Genomic DNA, 16221 nt, shown 5'->3' on the forward strand with positions numbered 1-16221 from the left:
CCTATGACGCAGCTTCTAGCTGCGAGATTGAGGAATATCATGTCCAACCATATTCAGCAGGCTTATGGGGCTCCGGGTTATCCCGGTGACCAAGCGCCAGCAAAATCATTTGTCGCCACCTGGCTCTTGTCCTTGTTCTTCGGGTTCCTCGGAGTGGACCGGTTCTATCTCGGCAAGATCGGTACCGGAGTGCTGAAGCTCTTGACCTTTGGTGGTCTGGGAGTGTGGGTGCTGATCGACTGGATCATCATCCTGACCGGCTCAATGCGCGACAAGTCCGGCAGGTTGCTGGACGGCTACGCTAAGCACCGGCTCGTTGCGTGGATTGTCACCGCCGCGTTGCTGGTGGTGGGGATGGTGTCGGGCGGTAGCAGTGCCGCAATGCTTGCCAAGACGGCCGCAGACGTGCCGGCGGTGTCGCAGCAGGCAGATCCCAGCTCCGCGGCAGCAGCCCCGGCTGAAACAGAAGAAGAAGCCGAAGACCCGGTCGGCGAAGCCGTCGAAGAGGCTGCAACCTGGCAAGAAGTGGTCACGATGGAAGGCGGAACCGACAAATCCAGCTCCACCTTCGAGCTGACTGGCGCGGAAGCCCGCATGACGTACTCGTTCGCCGGCGGCGAGGATTTCGCCATCGGTGCCATCTACGTCTTGGAAGAAGGGATCGTGCTGCTCGAAGACGGAGGTCTTCCCGAGGTCATGCTTGATGGCCCTGCAGAGGATGAAACTGCCCTCCATAAGAGCGCGGGCACTTACTACCTGGACGTCAATGCGGCGAACTTCAGCGGGTGGACCGTCACCATCGAAGAGCTGCGGTAGGGCCGGGGGACAATGAAATATCTGCTGTCCAAAAAGGCGGAAGTCCTTGTATCTGCTATGTTCCTCACCGGTTGCCTGGCCATTGCCGCCTCCAACATTCTGGACAACATTGACGAAGCCACACGCGGGGCGGAGCCCAACTACCTGATCACCGGAGTCTGGGTACTGGTCGCATTAGTGCAGATAGTGCTCTTCTTCATGCACTTGAGCGCCTTGCGCACCTACAAGCGGTACGTTGCACAAACCGGAAAAGCGCAGGAAGCCAAAGCCGGACCGGAGAACCTGGAGTAGCCACCTCCAAGATTCCGGCAGGGAAGGGCCGGGGCAGAAAGCAAAAGCCGGGCTTGTTTGACCTTGAAATCCAAGGTCAAACAAGCCCGGCTTTGCATTGCCTGCTAGATTAGTCGGCGTCGACGATCGAAGCGATCACGGCGCCGGAGGACAATGATTCACCGGGGCTGACTTCCAAGCCCTCGATCTTGCCAGCGCGGTGCGCGGTGATTGGCTGCTCCATCTTCATCGCTTCGAGCACCACGATCAAGTCGCCTTCGGCTACGGTGCCACCGCTTTCAACGGCTACCTTCACGATGGTTCCCTGCATGGGCGAGCGCAGCTCGGCACTGTTTCCAGCGGCGGCCCCGGCCTTGCGGCCCGGCTTGCGCTTCTTCTTGGCAGCCTTGTCATTCGCGGCGGCAGATGCCGCGCCCAGCGAGGAGGGTAAGGTGACTTCCAAGCGCTTGCCGGCAACCTCAACGGTGACCGAGGTGCGCTCTGCAGCTTCTTCCGCCTCGACCTGCGGCATCGGGTGCGGCTCGATGACGGTGGCGAATTCGGTTTCGATCCACCGGGTATGCACCGTAAAAGGCCCGGATTCGGGCACGAAGGCCGCATCGCTCATCACCGCGCGGTGGAATGGCAGCACCGTGGCCATGCCTTCGAGCTGGAATTCTTCCAGCGCGCGGCGGGCGCGGGCCGCGGCGATCTCACGGGTGGAACCGGTGACGATCAGCTTCGAGATCATCGAGTCAAAGTTGCCCGAGACGCTCTCGCCGGCTTCGACGCCGGAATCCACGCGCACGCCGGGGCCGGTAGGCAGAGTCATCTTGGTGATGGTGCCAGGGGTGGGGACGAATCCGCGTCCGGCGTCTTCGCCGTTGATGCGGAACTCGAAGGAGTGGCCGCGGACCTCGGGGTCCGTGTAGCCGAGCTCTTCTCCACGGGCGATGCGGAACTGCTCGCGGACCAGATCCAGCCCGGTGACCTCTTCGGAGACGGTGTGCTCCACCTGCAGGCGGGTGTTGACCTCGAGGAAGGAAATGACGCCATCCTGTCCCACGAGGAATTCACAGGTGCCGGCACCGGTGTACTTCGCCTCGCGCAGGATCGCCTTGGAGGATTCGTAGAGCCGGGTGATCTGCGCTTCGCTCAGGAACGGCGCCGGGGCCTCCTCGACAAGCTTCTGGTTGCGGCGCTGCAAGGAGCAGTCGCGAGTGGAGACCACCACGACGTTGCCCTGGATGTCGGCCAGGCACTGGGTTTCCACGTGGCGCGGGGCATCCAGGAAGCGCTCGACGAAGCATTCGCCGCGGCCGAAGGCCGCGATGGCTTCACGCACGGCGGACTCGTAGAGCTCGCCGATGTCTTCGCGGTTGCGCACCACCTTGATGCCGCGTCCGCCGCCGCCGTAGGCGGCCTTGATGGCCAGCGGCAAGCCGAACTCGTCGGCGAATGCGTAGACCTCTTCGGCCGAAGCGACCGGATCCTTGGTTCCCGGAACCAGGGGAGCGCCCACCTTCTCGGCGATATGGCGCGCCTTGACCTTGTCGCCCAGCTGGTCGATGGAATCCGGGCTGGGGCCAATCCAGGTCAGGCCAGCGTCGATAACGGCCTGGGCGAAATCGGCGTTCTCGGCCAGGAAGCCGTAGCCGGGGTGGATCGCGTCGGCGCCGGAACGCTGTGCGATATCCAGAATCTTCTCGATACGAAGGTAGGATTCGGCGGCGGTGGTGCCGCCCAGTGCGTAGGCTTCATCTGCCAGGCGCACGTGCAGCGCATCGCGGTCCGAGTCGGAGTAGATCGCAACCGATTCGATTCCTTCATCGCGTGCTGCGCGGATAATTCGCACTGCAATCTCGCCGCGGTTGGCGATTAGCACCTTCGTCAATGGATTCATGGGTGAACCTTGTCTATAAAAAATTAGGGTTTCTCACCTAGGAGCCTATCGGCTTTGTGGGAAGTATATGTACTTATCCGGAAAATCTGGGGTGTTAGGCCGATATTTTTGGAGGGTTCCTACAAAATGTGCTGTCATTTGGTCCAAAGACGAAACTCCTGATGTCCTGAGGCCTAACAGGCACCGTATTCCACGCTTCGTTTCACCCTCTTCCGCGGGGCAAACCGGTGAACCGGCGGCCAACGGATTCGAGGGGGATTGTTAAACACCGCGTCCCTGTCCGAGAATAAATCTTGGACAGGGACGCGGCGGGAGATGGCTACTTCCAGAGGCTCACAATCGGGATTCCGGCTTCCGCCAGCAGCTCGCGCAGCACGAAGATATCCAGACCCACCACGTTTTGGAAGTTCCCTTCGATGGACTCGATGAAGGCCGAGGCCAAGCCATCGATGGTGAATGCGCCGGCACAGGGCAGCGGTTCACCGCTGGCCACGTAGGCTTCGATTTCCTCGTCGCTGACCTCGGCGAAGTGCACGGTGGTCGAGGAGACACGTCCCCTCGCGCTTTGCGGGGCGTCGGTGTCGACCAGCCAATGCCCGGAATGCAGGATGCCGGTGGCGCCACTGAGCTGCTGCCAGCGTTCGCGGGCCACCTCGGCGGTATAGGGCTTGCCATAGGCTACGCCATCGAGCTCGAAGACGGAGTCGCACCCCAGCACCACTGTGCCCTCGGGGTGCTCACCTGCGGCGACGTTCTCGGCCTTGGCCCGGGCCAGGAGCAGCGCGGTTGCTTCCGGGCTTTGCGCTCCGCCGGCGCTCACGGCGGCTGCCAGCACGGCATCCTCGTCAACGCGCGAGACTTGGGTTCCGAAGGCCAGCCCGGCATCGGACAATAACTTCTGCCGCCCAGCGGAGGCGGAGGCCAGCAGCAGCCGGGCGCTCTTTTTGCTAGCGGTCATACGGTTACCTCTTCCTTGGCCGAAGCTTCGCCGAGCGGCCGCTCGGCCTTGCGGTCCAGCATCTCATTGAGCTTTGCGCCCTCGACATCCACGTCTGGAAGGATCTTATCCAGCCATTTCGGCAGGTACCAAGCCTTGTCGCCCAGCAGGTGCATAATCGCTGGAATCAGCGTCATGCGTACCACGAAGGCATCAAAGAGCACCCCGGTGGCCAAGGCGAAGCCCAACGGCCGAATCATTGACAGGTGGGAGAAGATGAATCCGGCAAATACCGCGATCATGATCAACGCGGCCGCGGTCACCACCGGGGCGGCCATGGAGAATCCCGAGCGCACCGCGTCCCTGGCCGACAATCCGTGGGCGTAGTGCTCACGCATCGCCGATACCAGGAACACCTGATAGTCCATGGCCAAACCGAAGAGGATGCCGGTGAGCAGGATCGGCAGGAAGCTCAGCAGCGGGCCGGGGACATTGACGTCGAAGACCGAACCCATCCAGCCGAACTGATAGACCATGACGCTGGCCCCGAAGGCCGCAGCCAGCGAAAGCAGGAAGCCACCGGTTGCCAACAGCGGAACCACTACCGATCGGAAGACCAGCAAGAGCAGGACCAGCGAGAGCCCCACCACGATGGCCAGATACGGCGGCAAGGCTGAGGTCACCTTCTCCGAGACATCGATCTGCGCTGCGACCTGGCCGGTCACCGCGATCTTGGCGCCCGTGGCATCGTTGATCCTCTGGGCATCGTCGCGCAGCTCGTGCACCAGCGCTTCGGTGGCGGCGGAGGCGGGACCATCTGCCGGGATCACCTGGATCGCGGACAGCGACCTGTCTTCGGTCATGGTCACCGGGATGGCGGCGACCACGCCGTCGTATTCACGGAGCATGTCTGCGATATCCAATGACTTGGATTCGGCCTGCCGCTCGGATAGGTCTGCGGGAAGGTCCGCGAGGACCAGCAGCGGGCCATTGTAGCCGGCGCCGAACTTGTCGCTGGTCTGCTGATAGGCCTGGAAGGCCTGCGAGTCGGCGGCTTCGGCGCTGCCATCGGGCAAGGCGGTACGCATCTGCGATACCGGGATCGAAATGGCGCCGAGCACCACGACCACCAGCAGCGACACGGGAATCGCGATCTTGGTGACCAGGCGGACCCAGCGCGCCGAGACAGGTTCCTTGGCCACCGGCTTGTCCACCTTTTTCCGGGCACGCTTGGACACCAGCTTGGAGCCGGCCATGGCCAGCAGCGCGGGGAGCAGCGTGATGTTCAGCAACACCGAGCAGAGCACGGTAAAGGCCGCGGAGAGTCCGAGCACCGTCAAGAACGGCAGACCCGGAACCGCGAGGGCGGACAGCGCGATGATGACCGTCAGCCCGGCGAAGACTACGGCATTGCCGCTGGTACCCACCGCGCGGGCGATCGATTCGCCGACCTCCATGCCGGAGAGCAACTGCGTGCGGTGGCGGTGAATGATGAACAGCGCGTAGTCGATTCCCACCGCGAGTCCCAGCATCAAAGCCAATGCGGGGGTAATCGAGGCCATGGTGAACATCGAGGAGAAGGCAAGCGTGGTGCCCACCCCGGCGCCAACACCCAGCAGGGCGAGCAAGAGCGGCAAGCCGGCGGCGATCAGGGTGCCGAGCATGACCAGCAGGACTACGGCGGCGATCACCACGCCGATGATTTCGGCGGTGCCGAAGACCTCCGAAATGTCCTGCAGGATTTCCTTGGAGAAGAGCACCTCGACACCGGTGGACTGCGGCCCGCTGGCGATTGCGGTGATGGCTTCACGATCCGACGCGGTCAATGCGTCGGTCGCGATGCGGAAACTGACTTGGGAGACGGCGGTGGAGCCATCTTCGGAGACGAAACGCATGTCCCCGCTGGCGCCTACCTGGCGGGAGGCGAACTCAAGTTCGGCTCGTCCGCTATCGAGGTCTTTTTCTCCCTTGGCGATGTCTTTTTCGCCCTCTTCGAGCTCTTTGGTCTTTTCCTTGATCGTCGTTTCGGACTCGCGCAGCTGTTTCTCTGCGTCCGCCAGCTGCGCTTTGCCGGCTACGAAGGCAGCCTTTTGCTTGTCGAATTCTGCCTGTCCGGCGTTGAGCTCGGCGCGGCCGGATTCAACTTCGGCACGCGCCTGCGCCAGCTTTGACTTGTTCGCATCGATTTCTTGCTTGCCCGAGGCAAGCTGTGCCTTGGCCTGGTCAAGCTGCTTTTTGGCGGAGGCCAGTTCGCCGCGGCTAGCCTCGAGCTCCTGGCGGCCTTCGGCGGCCTGGGTGGCCCCGGCATCCAATTCCTTGCGCGCGGCATCCAGCTGCTTCAGGCCCGCCTCGGCCTGGTCGATCTGCTTCAGCGCGGCGCTGGCCTGAGCTTTGCCCTCGGTGGCCTGCAGCTTGGCGGCGTTCAGTTCGGCGAGGCCGCCCTGCAGTGCCGTCAGCTTTTCGGTGTACTCGCGAATCAGGGCTTCGTCACCCTCGGCTTCGGCCTGTTTGAGCGCCTGTTCGACTCCGGGGATCTGGGATTCCAGTTCCGAGATTTGCGGTTCAATGGTCTTCAGGCCCTCTTCGGCCTTCGCCAGGCCCTCGGTGGCCTGCTCTTTGCCGGCAACTAGTTCCTTGTCAAATTGGCTGCGGGACTTGCCGTCCAGAAGCTTGTCCAGCCCCGCCCGGTATTCTTCCTCGCCTGCGTTCAGCTGCGCCTCTGCCTGATCGAGCTGCTTTTCTCCGGCCTCGAACTGGCTCCGCCCGGACTGGTACTTTTCGAATCCCGCATTGTATTCGGCGAGGCCCGCCTTGTATTTCTTTTCGCCGTCGTTCAGCTGCGCCTGCCCGCTGTTCAGCTGGGTTTCACCGGCGCGTAGCTCATTCCAACCGGCGGCCAGCTTCTTTTCGGCCGCGGCGATCTGCGGCTCGGCGTCCTCGATTTCCTTGGTGCCATCGAAAAGTTCGGACCAGCCCTCGGTGATCTTCTTTTGGCCGTCCGCGAGCTGTACCTTGCCGTTAGCTACCTGTTCCTTGGCATCGTCGAGTTCTTTCTGCCCGTCCACCAGTTCTTGTTGGGCGTTGTCCAGCTCGGGCTTGGCGTCATCAAGCTGTTTCTGCAGTTCGAAGGGGCTCATGGCCTCGACGACCTGCGGATGCAAGGCCAGCTGATCCAGGGAGTCCTGGATCGCCGATTTCTGGTCCGCGTTCAACTCGCGGTTTGAACCTTCACGGAAGACGATGGTGCCCTGTCCGCCGGCAAGATCGGGGAGTTCTTCCTTCATCCGGTCCATGGTGCGCTGGGTTTCGGTGCCCGGCAGGGTGAAGGTGTTCGACAGCTGCCCCATGAACAGGCTGGCACAGACGCCGATGGCGATAAACGCCGCAATCCACATGGAGAGCATGCGGAAACGGTGCCTGTGGGCCCACGAGGCGAGGCGGTAAAGGAACGTAGCCATGGCTTAGTCTTCCTTGAGCGAGTTTGGTGCGGTCAATGGCAGCGAGTTGAAACCCGCATCGAGTGTTTCCATGGCCCGGGTGATGAGCCGATGGAAGGAAGAGATGAGTTCGTCGGAAACGTGCAGCCCGGTCGCATCCGGCTCGGGCAGCTGGTCGATCCACGTATCGAAGGCCGCTTGCCCGGCCCCGAGGATGGCATGCGTGAACACGCGGATGGAGTAGGCATCGGTATGCGGGTACCGGGCGGCTATTTTGGCGATGACGTCGCCGGTGGCGCTTTGCCAGGCAATGAAATTCGGCGGGTAGCAGGTTCCGTTTTCCTGCCGGCGCAGATAGGCGCCGAATTGCGCGACCTGCCCCAAAAGCTCGGTGGCCCGCTCGGATTCCAAGGCGCGGACCACTGCTTGCATCAGTGGCAGCTGGTCGGTCAGGGGAGTTAATGTCTCGACCATGTGTTCGAGCACCGCGTGCAGGGGGTAGGACAAGATTGCATCTACGGAGGGGAAATAATTGAACAGGGTGCGCCGGGAAATGCCGGCAATTTCGGCGATTTGGGTGGCGGTGATCGCCGTGCCGTGCCCCTCGCGCAGCAGTCGAAGGGCGGCGTCGACGATCGCCTGATGCGTCGCCTGCCTATTGAGTTCGCGGCGCGTGCCGGTGCCATTGGAAGTCACGTAATTACACTACGTGCAAACTTGCACGCTGTGCAAAGTGGGGAGTTGTGTTCTGCCCCACGAAAAAGCGGTCGGCATCCTCCTGATGGGAGGATGCCGACCGCTGGGTGCTGCTCAGGCCGCTCGGACCTGAGGGGAACTAGGCATTTGCCGACGTTGCCGCCGACTGATCCTGGGTGGCCGCGATGCTGTCGTCGGCGAATGGATTGCCATTGCGTGGGGCGTTGTACAGCTCCGCATCCAAGATGCCTTCGCGCTTGGCGACAATCGTTGGGACCAAGGCCTGGCCGGCCACGTTGACCGCGGTGCGGCCCATGTCAACAATCGGATCAACCGCGAGCAGCAGGCCAACGCCGGCCAGCGGAAGTCCAAGGGTGGAGAGGGTCAATGTCAGCATCACTACCGCTCCGGTCGTGCCGGCAGTAGCAGCCGAGCCCAGAACCGAAACCAGGGCAATTAGCAGGTAGTCGGTCACGCCGAGGTCAATTCCGAAGAACTGCGCCACGAAGGTGGCGGCAATCGCCGGATAGATGGCTGCGCAACCATCCATCTTGGTGGTTGCACCCAAGGGGACGGCGAAGGATGCGTAGCCCGAGGGCACGCCGAGGTTGCGTTCGGTCACGCGCTGAGTCAGCGGCAGCGTGCCGATGGAGGAGCGGGAGACGAAACCGAGCTGCACCGCGGGCCACACCCCGGAGAAGTACTGCTTGATGGAAAGGCCGTGGGAGCGAACCAGGATGGGGTAGAGGGCGAAGAGCACCAGGGCCAGACCGATGTAGATGGCGAGGGTGAACTTGCCCAGCGCCCCAATGGTGTCCCAGCCGTAGCTTGCGACGGCGTTGCCGATCAGGCCAACGGTGCCGAGCGGGGCGATGCGAATAATCCACCACAGCACCTTTTGGATGATCGCGAGGATCGAGGCGGAGAAGGCCAGGAATGGTTCGGCCGCCTTGCCGACCTTCAGCGCGGCAATGCCCACGGCGATGGCGATCACCAGGATCTGCAGCACATTGAAGCTGATCGAGGTGGTGGCCGCATCCTCGGCGAGCTTGGTGCTTGCGCCCAGGCCCAGGAAGTTCGAAGGGATCAGCCCGGTCAGGAATCCGAGCCAGTCGCCGGTCTTGCCGTCGTACTCGGCCGGTGCGCTTTGGCCGGTATTGGCGCCGGGCTGCATCAGCACGCCCAGTCCCATGCCGATGGTCACGGAGATCAGCGCGGTGATGCCGAACCACAGCAGGGTCTGCCAGGCCAGGCGTGCAGCATTTGTCACCTGTGCCAGATTGGCAATGGAAGCAACCACTGCGAAGAAAATGAGCGGGATGACGGCCGTGCGCAGCAGGGCAACGTAGCTGGAGCCGATGATCTGCAGGGCTTCACCGAGCGCGTTGGGTTCCTCGGAAGTGCTGCCGGTGTACTTGGCGACCAGGCCGAGGATCAGACCGACGATCAACGCAGCGATAATCTGCGGACCGAAACTGGTCATCCAACGAGGCAGTCGGGATGAAGGTGCGGTGTTAGACATGACTAAAACGGTATGCCGGAAAACGCCAACCATCGCAGTTAAAGTTACGCAACATTACGATTCTGGATTATTCCGTTATTGACAGCTCAATTACTGTGCGACCGGTCACCGATCTGGGCTGAAATCCAGAGGTGTTTTGCGGATTACTCCGAGTGCCCCGGCATTCGGAGGGGCCCTGCGCGGCATGCCGGAAGTCTCCGCCAGCGGTGTTCGGATGGATTTTCGTAGGCAATTATGCTTCCAAGGATTTGGTTATTGCCGGTGAAATACAAGATGGCAGTACGAACGGTCGGCGCCAGACGAAAACGCGCAACGAACGGTCTCAGCAGTTCTTGGGCTCCGGGCTGCACGCAATGGAATGGCACCGCGTACTGGCCAACCGCACCGCCTGCGCAGGGGTCGGTCCGCCGGCTATTGACGATGACCAATTGGCTTTGAAAGTCGGTAGATTGGATGCCGCTAGGGGATTCGCCTTAGGCGTGCGACGACGAACATCGGAGAAATCATGCGGGTATATATCACTAGCGTCATGGTTGATGACCAGGCGAAGGCCGAAATTTCTACACCGAAATTTCTACACCGAAATTTCTACACCGAAATTCTCGGATTTGTGAAGAAGCACGATGTGCCGGTGGGTGAATTCAAATGGCTGACACTTGTCTCGCCAGAAGATGAGGCAGGCGTCGAGGTCCTGCTGGAACCTGCCGAGCATCCGGCGGCGCGACCATTCCAGGCGGCTCTTTTCGCCGATGGCATTCCGCTGACCTCATTCGCGGTTGACGATGTCCGGTCCGAATATGAGCGTTTGCGCGCCCTGGGCGTGCGGTTCACCCAGGAACCCACAGAGATGGGCCCGGTGACCACTGCCGTATTGGATGACACCTGCGGAAATCTGATCCAGCTGTCCAACTACCGCGGTTAATGACGCGGCAGGAGCCGTTGGCTGCCGGGAATCCCCGGCAGCCAACGGCTTGGCTAGCTGCCTAGCTCAGCAGGGCGCGGTTGAGCGTATCAAGTCCCACCGAGCCGAGTTTCAGCGCCTTGGTGTGGAAGTCCTTGAGCTCGAATTGCCCGCCATCGCGGGCGGCAACCTCGTCGCGGGCCTGTTCCCAGAGCCGCTGGCCGATTTTATAGCTGGGGGCCTGGCCCGGCCAACCGAGGTAGCGGTTGTATTCGAAGTCCAGCTGGCCCTCAGTGAGATCAAGATTCTTCTGCAAGAACTCATACCCGTTATCGGCGTCCCAGGTTCCGGTGCCCCACTGGGGAGGAACCGCCAGGCCCAGATGCACGCCAATGTCGAAGACCACGCGGGCCGCACGAATGCGTTGGGCATCAAGCATGCCCAGATAGTCGCCCGGATCATCGAGGTAACCCAGCTTGTGCATCAGCCTCTCGGAATACAGCGCCCACCCCTCGCCGTGTCCGGAAACCCAGCAGAGCAGCCGGCGCCAGCTATTGAGCGTGTTCGCCTGCATTTGCGCGGTACCTATCTGCAGGTGATGGCCCGGTACCCCTTCGTGGTACACGGTGGTCAGCTCCGACCAGGTGGAGAACTGGTCTTCGCCCGGCGGCACCGACCACCACATGCGTCCGGGGCGGGTGAAATCTTCCGAGGGCCCGGTGTAGTAGATTCCCCCGTCTTCTGTCGGGGCGATCAGGCACTCGATTCGATCCATCGGGGCTGGAATATCGAAGTGCCTGTCGCGCAGCTCGGCAATCGCCTTGTCGGCTTTGTCCTGCATCCAGCTCTTCAGGGCCTCGGTGCCGTCCAGCTTGCGCGCCGCATCAGCGTTGAGGATCGTCTTGGCTTCCTCGATGGAGGCGCCGGGCTTGATCAGTTCGGCCACGCGCTGCTGCTCCGCGATGATCGCATCTAGCTCGCCGACTCCCCAGGCGTAGGTCTCGTCCAAATCAACCGATGCACCCAGAAAGCGGCGGGACATCAACGCGTAGTATTCACGGCCTGCCGCATCCTCCTCGGGGGCCTGCGCCAGCAGTTCTTCCCGAAGCATTTGCGCAAGCTTCAGGTAGGCGTTCTTCGCCAGGGACGCTCCGGCGTTCAGCGACTCGGCGAGCTCGGGGTCTTGCTCGGCACCGGAGGTGGCTAGCCGATCGAAGAACCCACCGTCTTTTGCATAATCCCGGCACTGGCCGGCGACGATATTCACCTGACGCTTAGCCGACACCAACCCCTTGGAGGCCGAATCGCGCAATGAGGCGATGTAGCCGTCAATCGCCTGCGGGACGTTGGCAAGCCGGGCGGCCACAAATGCGAAGTCCGCTGCGCTCTGCTGCGGCATGAGGTCGAAGACCGAACGGATTTCCTGCGCCGCGCAGGCGATATTGTTCAGCTCGGTGCGTCCGGTCAGCTGGATTTCCAGATCCAGGCCGAGCCGCTCCTGCATCGCATCGAGGGTGACCGAGTCGATGTCATCTTGTGGCTTCGCCGCCTCAAGTTCCGCGAGAGTCTCCCGCGATAGCTCGATCTGCTGATCGGTGCCCCTGGGCGAGTAGTCGGAATAGGCCGACTCGTAACCGGGGAGTCCGAATGAAACGCCGTACTCCGGAACTAATTCGAGAGTCTTGGCAAAGAAATTTTCCGCAATGGCGTCGATGCCCGTCGGCACGCGCTGCGTAGCAGTGGATGTCATGGAGCTAACACTAATAGATATGAAAGATTTGTTGAAGAGTATTGGGTAATTGCCGGCACACTTGTTTGGAATGCGATAAACCCCGGAGCCCTGTCTTTCGACAGAACGCCGGGGTGCAATACCAGCTGCCTCTAGCGTCGGCCTAAGCTCCAGCCGAGGCGGGGAGTCAGCGCGCGGCGCTTGCGAATGCGTGCTACGCGTTGTGGTTCGGCTGGGGTTTCGCTTGCTGCCGGTGCGGCGGTGCCCATCGCCGCGAGCAGCGCGGTGACCGCCGCGAGTTCCTCGGCGCTGGGCTTGCCCTTGGTCACGGTAATGAGGGCGGCCGCATTGGCGGTGCTTTGCTCGGGCACAGGCTACTCCTTGAGAAAATTAGTTGCTGGTCAATGAGTCCGCCGCTTACAGCGGGATATTGCCGTGCTTCTTTGGAGGCAGGGTCACATGCTTGTCGCGCAGCGCGCGCAGCCCGCGCACTAGCTGCAGGCGGGTCTCGCTCGGGGCGATCACCGCATCGATGTAGCCAAGCTCGGCGGCCTGGTACGGGTTGAGCAGTTCCGCTTCGTAGTCTTCGATGATTTGCTTGCGGCGCTCCTCGACGTCGCCGCCTTCGGCTTCTACCGCGGCCAGATCGCGGCGATAGAGAATATTCACCGCGCCCTGGGCGCCCATCACGCCAATCTGCGCCGTGGGCCACGCCAGGTTGAGGTCTGCGCCAAGCTTCTTGGAGCCCATCACGATGTACGCTCCGCCGTAGGCCTTGCGGGTGATGACGGTCAGCTTCGGCACGGTGGCCTCGGCGTAGGCATAGAGCAGCTTCGCGCCGCGGCGGATGATGCCCTGGAATTCCTGGTCCTTGCCGGGCAGGAAGCCCGGGACGTCCACAAAGGTCAGGATCGGGATATTGAAGGCATCGCAATTGCGCACGAAGCGGGCTGCCTTCTCCGAGGCGGCGATATCCAGGGTGCCGGCAAACTGCATTGGCTGGTTGGCGACCACGCCTACGGTGCGCCCCTCGACGCGGGCGTAGCCGATCATGACGTTTGGCGCGTAGAGCGCCTGCATCTCGAAGAAGTGAGCGTCATCGACAACCGACTCGATCACCTTGCGCATGTCATATGGCTGGTTCGCGGAATCAGGAATTAATGTGTCCAGGGACAGATCATCGTCGTTGAGTTCCAGGTCCTCGTCGAATTCGGCGACAATCCCGTCGGCGAGGTTCGAGGAAGGCAGGAAGTCCAGCAGTTCCTTGCAGAACTCCACGGCGTCTTCCTCGTCGGTGGCCAAATAGGTGGAGGTGCCGGTGTTCGCGTTGTGCTGGCGTGCACCGCCAAGGGACTCCATATCGATCTCTTCGCCGGTGACGGTCTTGATGACGTCGGGGCCGGTGATGAACATGTGGCTGGTCTTGTCGACCATGATCACGTAGTCGGTCAGTGCGGGGGAGTAGGCCGCGCCGCCGGCGCTTGGGCCCATGATCAGGGAAATCTGCGGGACGACGCCGGAGGCGTGGACGTTGTTGCGGAAGATGTCCGCGAACATGGCCAGCGAGGCGACACCTTCCTGGATGCGTGCTCCGCCGCCGTCGAGGATGCCGACGACCGGGCAGCCGTTGCGCAGCGCGAATTCCTGGACCTTGACGATTTTCTCGCCATTGACCTTGGAGAGGGAGCCGCCGTAGACGGTGAAGTCCTGCGAGTACACGGCGACAAGGCGGCCATCTACGGTGCCGTAGCCGGAAACGAGCCCATCGCCCAGAGGTTTCTTCTTTTCCATGCCGAAGGCGGTGGAGCGGTGCACTGCGAGGGCATCAAATTCGACGAAGGAGTCTTCGTCCATCAGCAGCTCAATGCGTTCGCGTGCGGTGTGCTTGCCGCGAGCGTGCTGCTTTTCGATGGCGGCTTCACCCGAAGGCGCCTGTGCCAGATTCTGGCGGCGGCGGAATTCGGCAAGCTTGCCGGCGGTGGTGGACAGATCGATTGATTCTTCCGTCTCGGTACGGCCCTGCGTCATGCCTTCGACTCCCTCGGGTTTTGTCTTATGTGTAGGAATGGCACAAGAAAAATGCCAACTAAGTCAGTCTAACCGGGAAAATTTCGGTTTTTGTTGTAGGAAACTTACAAATTGGCCCCGAGGAGAACGTGGAGCACGCCAGAATAAGTTACTCATGAGTAGCTTAGTGCGCCAGCATCGCGTAATCTAGGTCACATGACTAATGAATCGCGAGCCGACATCGCCCCTGACATTTTACAACTTAGCGGCCGAACCATCGTGATGAGCGGTGGAAGCCGCGGCATCGGATTGGCCATCGCCGAAGCTGCGGCAAAAGCCGGAGCAAATATTGTCTTGCTCTCAAAGACAGACACGCCACACCCCACCCTGGAAGGCACCATCCATTCTGCGGTAGCGAAGATCAACGCCGCCGGAGGCCAGGGGCTGGCGGTAGTCGGAGACGTGCGTGAAGATTCTGACGTCCAGCGCGTGGTTGATGCGGCGGTCGAAGCATTCGGCGGCATCGACATCGTCATCAACAACGCCTCCGCTATCAACCTGGCCAAAACGGATGACCTGGATATGAAGCGCTACGACCTGATGCAGGACATCAACGTGCGCGGGACCTTCCTGCTGTCCAAAACCGCACTTCCCTACCTGCGTCAATCGAAGCACGCGCATATTCTCACCTTGTCGCCGCCGCTGAACCTCGACCCGCATTGGGCGGGCCTGCACCTGGGCTACACGATGGCCAAATACGGCATGTCATTGACCACCCTCGGGCTGGCCGAAGAGCTCAAGGAAGATGGCGTCGGGGTGAATTCCCTGTGGCCGGCGACCCTCATCGATACCGCGGCCATCCGTAGCTTGCCAGGCGGAATGAAAATGATTCAGGCAGCCCGCACCACGGACATCGTAGCGGACGCGGCGCTGTGCATCTTGGCCAGCAATCCGTCCTCGGTGAGCGGGAATTTCTTCACCGACACCCAGGTGCTAGAGCTTTCCGGGGTAACCGACCTGGAAAAGTACTCGGTGAATCCCCAGGCCCAACTCATCGAGGACATTTTCCTTTAGAACCGAAGTTCGACGCCGCGCGTGTCATAGAGTTGAAGGATGAATCCTGAATCATCCCCGGCACGCGCGGCACTGGACCCGGTGCCGCTTCATGAATTGGCCGCGCAACTGCGGCTGGGATTTATCAAGGTCCTCGCTACCTCGGGTTCCACCAACACCGAGCTTGCCCAGCTGGCAAGCTCCGGCGCCGCCGGGCACCTGAGCGTCCTATTCAGTGAGCATCAGCAGCAGGGCAAAGGGCGGTTGGGCCGCGAATGGGTGACGCCGGCCGGGTCGGCTATCACGCTCAGCGTACTTGCCTCACCGGGCAGCGCGATGGAGCCAGAGTCCTTATCCTGGTACACCATGCTGGCGGCACTGGCCTGGTCGCAGGCCGTAGAGGAACTGGCGCCGGTGCAGGCGCGCATCAAATGGCCCAATGATCTGCTTGCCGGAGACCGGAAAATCTGTGGAATTCTGGCCCAGCTAGTGCAGACGCCGCAAGGATTCGCGGTAGTCGTTGGAACCGGGATCAATGTCGACCAAGAAGCCTCGGAGCTTCCCGTCGCCACGGCAACCTCGCTGCGTCTAGCCAGCGGCACCCGGGTAGACCGCGGCGAGCTGCTCGCCGAGTATCTGCGCCGCTTCACCGCACTGGATGCCGCTTTTCGCGCGGTGGGAGGGCAGAGCACAGCGTCGCTCGGAGAATATTCCGGCCGGTCCTTGCGCGACCTCGTCGCGGCTCGCCTAGCCACCCTGGAGCAGGATGTCCGGGTCGAATTCCCTGATGGCTCGCAGCTGCTCGGACGTGCGGTGCAGCTGGCCGCGGATGGAGCGCTAGTGGTGGAAAATGCTTCGGGGCAAAGCCAGCGAATCTTGGCAGGCGACGTGCACCACGTGCGGCGCGCCGACGGCAAATACGCGTAACAGGCGAAGCACAGAATACGCGG

The 16221-nt window shown here is 61.8% G+C and carries 13 protein-coding genes; 5 read left to right on the forward strand and 8 right to left on the reverse strand.

Going from position 1 to position 16221, the window contains the following annotated elements; translation table 11 throughout:
• Positions 1-39: 39 nt before the first annotated feature.
• Positions 40-816, forward strand: a complete 777-nt coding sequence (locus ACT3UA_RS08790; RefSeq protein WP_255248484.1) for a TM2 domain-containing protein — start codon at positions 40-42, stop codon at positions 814-816.
• 12 nt (positions 817-828) lie between these two features.
• Positions 829-1107 carry a hypothetical protein gene (locus tag ACT3UA_RS08795; protein WP_096287545.1) on the forward strand — a complete coding sequence of 93 codons (279 nt, stop codon included), beginning with the start codon at positions 829-831 and terminating at the stop codon, positions 1105-1107.
• 109 nt (positions 1108-1216) lie between these two features.
• On the opposite strand, the gene ACT3UA_RS08800 is transcribed toward ACT3UA_RS08795, so the two are convergent.
• The 5 genes from ACT3UA_RS08800 to ACT3UA_RS08820 form a co-directional block, all read right to left on the reverse strand.
• Positions 1217-2989 carry an acetyl/propionyl/methylcrotonyl-CoA carboxylase subunit alpha gene (locus tag ACT3UA_RS08800; RefSeq protein ID WP_096287543.1) on the reverse strand — a complete coding sequence of 591 codons (1773 nt, stop codon included), beginning with the start codon at positions 2987-2989 and terminating at the stop codon, positions 1217-1219.
• 319 nt (positions 2990-3308) lie between these two features.
• Positions 3309-3947 (reverse strand): Maf family protein, encoded by a 639-nt coding sequence (locus ACT3UA_RS08805; RefSeq protein WP_096287541.1) that lies wholly within the window; start codon positions 3945-3947, stop codon positions 3309-3311.
• A complete protein-coding gene (locus ACT3UA_RS08810; protein ID WP_444616017.1) occupies positions 3944-7384 on the reverse strand; it encodes an MMPL family transporter in 3441 nt (1146 codons plus the stop codon). The genes ACT3UA_RS08805 and ACT3UA_RS08810 overlap by 4 nt, the downstream gene beginning before the upstream one ends.
• Positions 7385-7387: 3 nt before the next feature.
• Complete coding sequence (locus ACT3UA_RS08815) at positions 7388-8059, reverse strand: TetR family transcriptional regulator (protein WP_096287537.1); 672 nt, start codon at positions 8057-8059, stop codon at positions 7388-7390.
• 139 nt (positions 8060-8198) lie between these two features.
• Positions 8199-9581: a dicarboxylate/amino acid:cation symporter gene (locus tag ACT3UA_RS08820; protein WP_176484225.1), complete on the reverse strand. Its 1383-nt coding sequence runs from the start codon at positions 9579-9581 to the stop codon at positions 8199-8201.
• Positions 9582-10086: 505 nt separating this feature from the next.
• Between ACT3UA_RS08820 and ACT3UA_RS08825 the strand changes: the two genes are divergently transcribed.
• Positions 10087-10503, forward strand: coding sequence for a VOC family protein (locus ACT3UA_RS08825; RefSeq protein ID WP_096287533.1), 417 nt, complete (start codon positions 10087-10089; stop codon positions 10501-10503).
• Positions 10504-10564: 61 nt separating this feature from the next.
• Here the strand turns inward: ACT3UA_RS08825 and ACT3UA_RS08830 are convergent, their stop codons facing one another.
• The 3 genes from ACT3UA_RS08830 to ACT3UA_RS08840 form a co-directional block, all read right to left on the reverse strand.
• A complete protein-coding gene (locus tag ACT3UA_RS08830) occupies positions 10565-12232 on the reverse strand; it encodes a DUF885 domain-containing protein (RefSeq protein ID WP_096287531.1) in 1668 nt (555 codons plus the stop codon).
• A 131-nt stretch (positions 12233-12363) separates the two neighbouring features.
• Positions 12364-12582 (reverse strand): acyl-CoA carboxylase epsilon subunit, encoded by a 219-nt coding sequence (locus ACT3UA_RS08835; protein WP_096287529.1) that lies wholly within the window; start codon positions 12580-12582, stop codon positions 12364-12366.
• Positions 12583-12628: 46 nt separating this feature from the next.
• A complete protein-coding gene (locus ACT3UA_RS08840; protein ID WP_096287527.1) occupies positions 12629-14239 on the reverse strand; it encodes an acyl-CoA carboxylase subunit beta in 1611 nt (536 codons plus the stop codon).
• Positions 14240-14434: 195 nt separating this feature from the next.
• On the opposite strand from ACT3UA_RS08840, the gene ACT3UA_RS08845 reads away from it, so the two are divergent.
• A complete protein-coding gene (locus tag ACT3UA_RS08845; protein ID WP_096287525.1) occupies positions 14435-15292 on the forward strand; it encodes an SDR family oxidoreductase in 858 nt (285 codons plus the stop codon).
• Between the two features lie 39 nt (positions 15293-15331).
• Positions 15332-16198: a biotin--[acetyl-CoA-carboxylase] ligase gene (locus ACT3UA_RS08850; protein ID WP_096287523.1), complete on the forward strand. Its 867-nt coding sequence runs from the start codon at positions 15332-15334 to the stop codon at positions 16196-16198.
• Positions 16199-16221: the final 23 nt, after the last annotated feature.

Origin of the sequence: Glutamicibacter sp. 363, from assembly GCF_052379505.1 — a bacterium.
Lineage (GTDB): Bacteria > Actinomycetota > Actinomycetes > Actinomycetales > Micrococcaceae > Glutamicibacter.

Excerpts from the sequence above, each read along its gene's own strand:
- ACT3UA_RS08850 (WP_096287523.1), top strand. The coding sequence starts at position 15,332 with ATGAATCCTGAATCATCCCCGGCACGCGCGGCACTGGACCCGGTGCCG.
- ACT3UA_RS08795 (WP_096287545.1), top strand. The coding sequence starts at position 829 with ATGAAATATCTGCTGTCCAAAAAGGCGGAAGTCCTTGTATCTGCTATG.
- ACT3UA_RS08810 (WP_444616017.1), bottom strand. The coding sequence starts at position 7,384 with ATGGCTACGTTCCTTTACCGCCTCGCCTCGTGGGCCCACAGGCACCGT.
- ACT3UA_RS08830 (WP_096287531.1), bottom strand. The coding sequence starts at position 12,232 with ATGACATCCACTGCTACGCAGCGCGTGCCGACGGGCATCGACGCCATT.
- ACT3UA_RS08805 (WP_096287541.1), bottom strand. The coding sequence starts at position 3,947 with ATGACCGCTAGCAAAAAGAGCGCCCGGCTGCTGCTGGCCTCCGCCTCC.
- ACT3UA_RS08800 (WP_096287543.1), bottom strand. The coding sequence starts at position 2,989 with ATGAATCCATTGACGAAGGTGCTAATCGCCAACCGCGGCGAGATTGCA.
- ACT3UA_RS08820 (WP_176484225.1), bottom strand. The coding sequence starts at position 9,581 with ATGTCTAACACCGCACCTTCATCCCGACTGCCTCGTTGGATGACCAGT.
- ACT3UA_RS08840 (WP_096287527.1), bottom strand. The coding sequence starts at position 14,239 with ATGACGCAGGGCCGTACCGAGACGGAAGAATCAATCGATCTGTCCACC.
- ACT3UA_RS08845 (WP_096287525.1), top strand. The coding sequence starts at position 14,435 with ATGACTAATGAATCGCGAGCCGACATCGCCCCTGACATTTTACAACTT.
- ACT3UA_RS08825 (WP_096287533.1), top strand. The coding sequence starts at position 10,087 with ATGCGGGTATATATCACTAGCGTCATGGTTGATGACCAGGCGAAGGCC.
- ACT3UA_RS08790 (WP_255248484.1), top strand. The coding sequence starts at position 40 with ATGTCCAACCATATTCAGCAGGCTTATGGGGCTCCGGGTTATCCCGGT.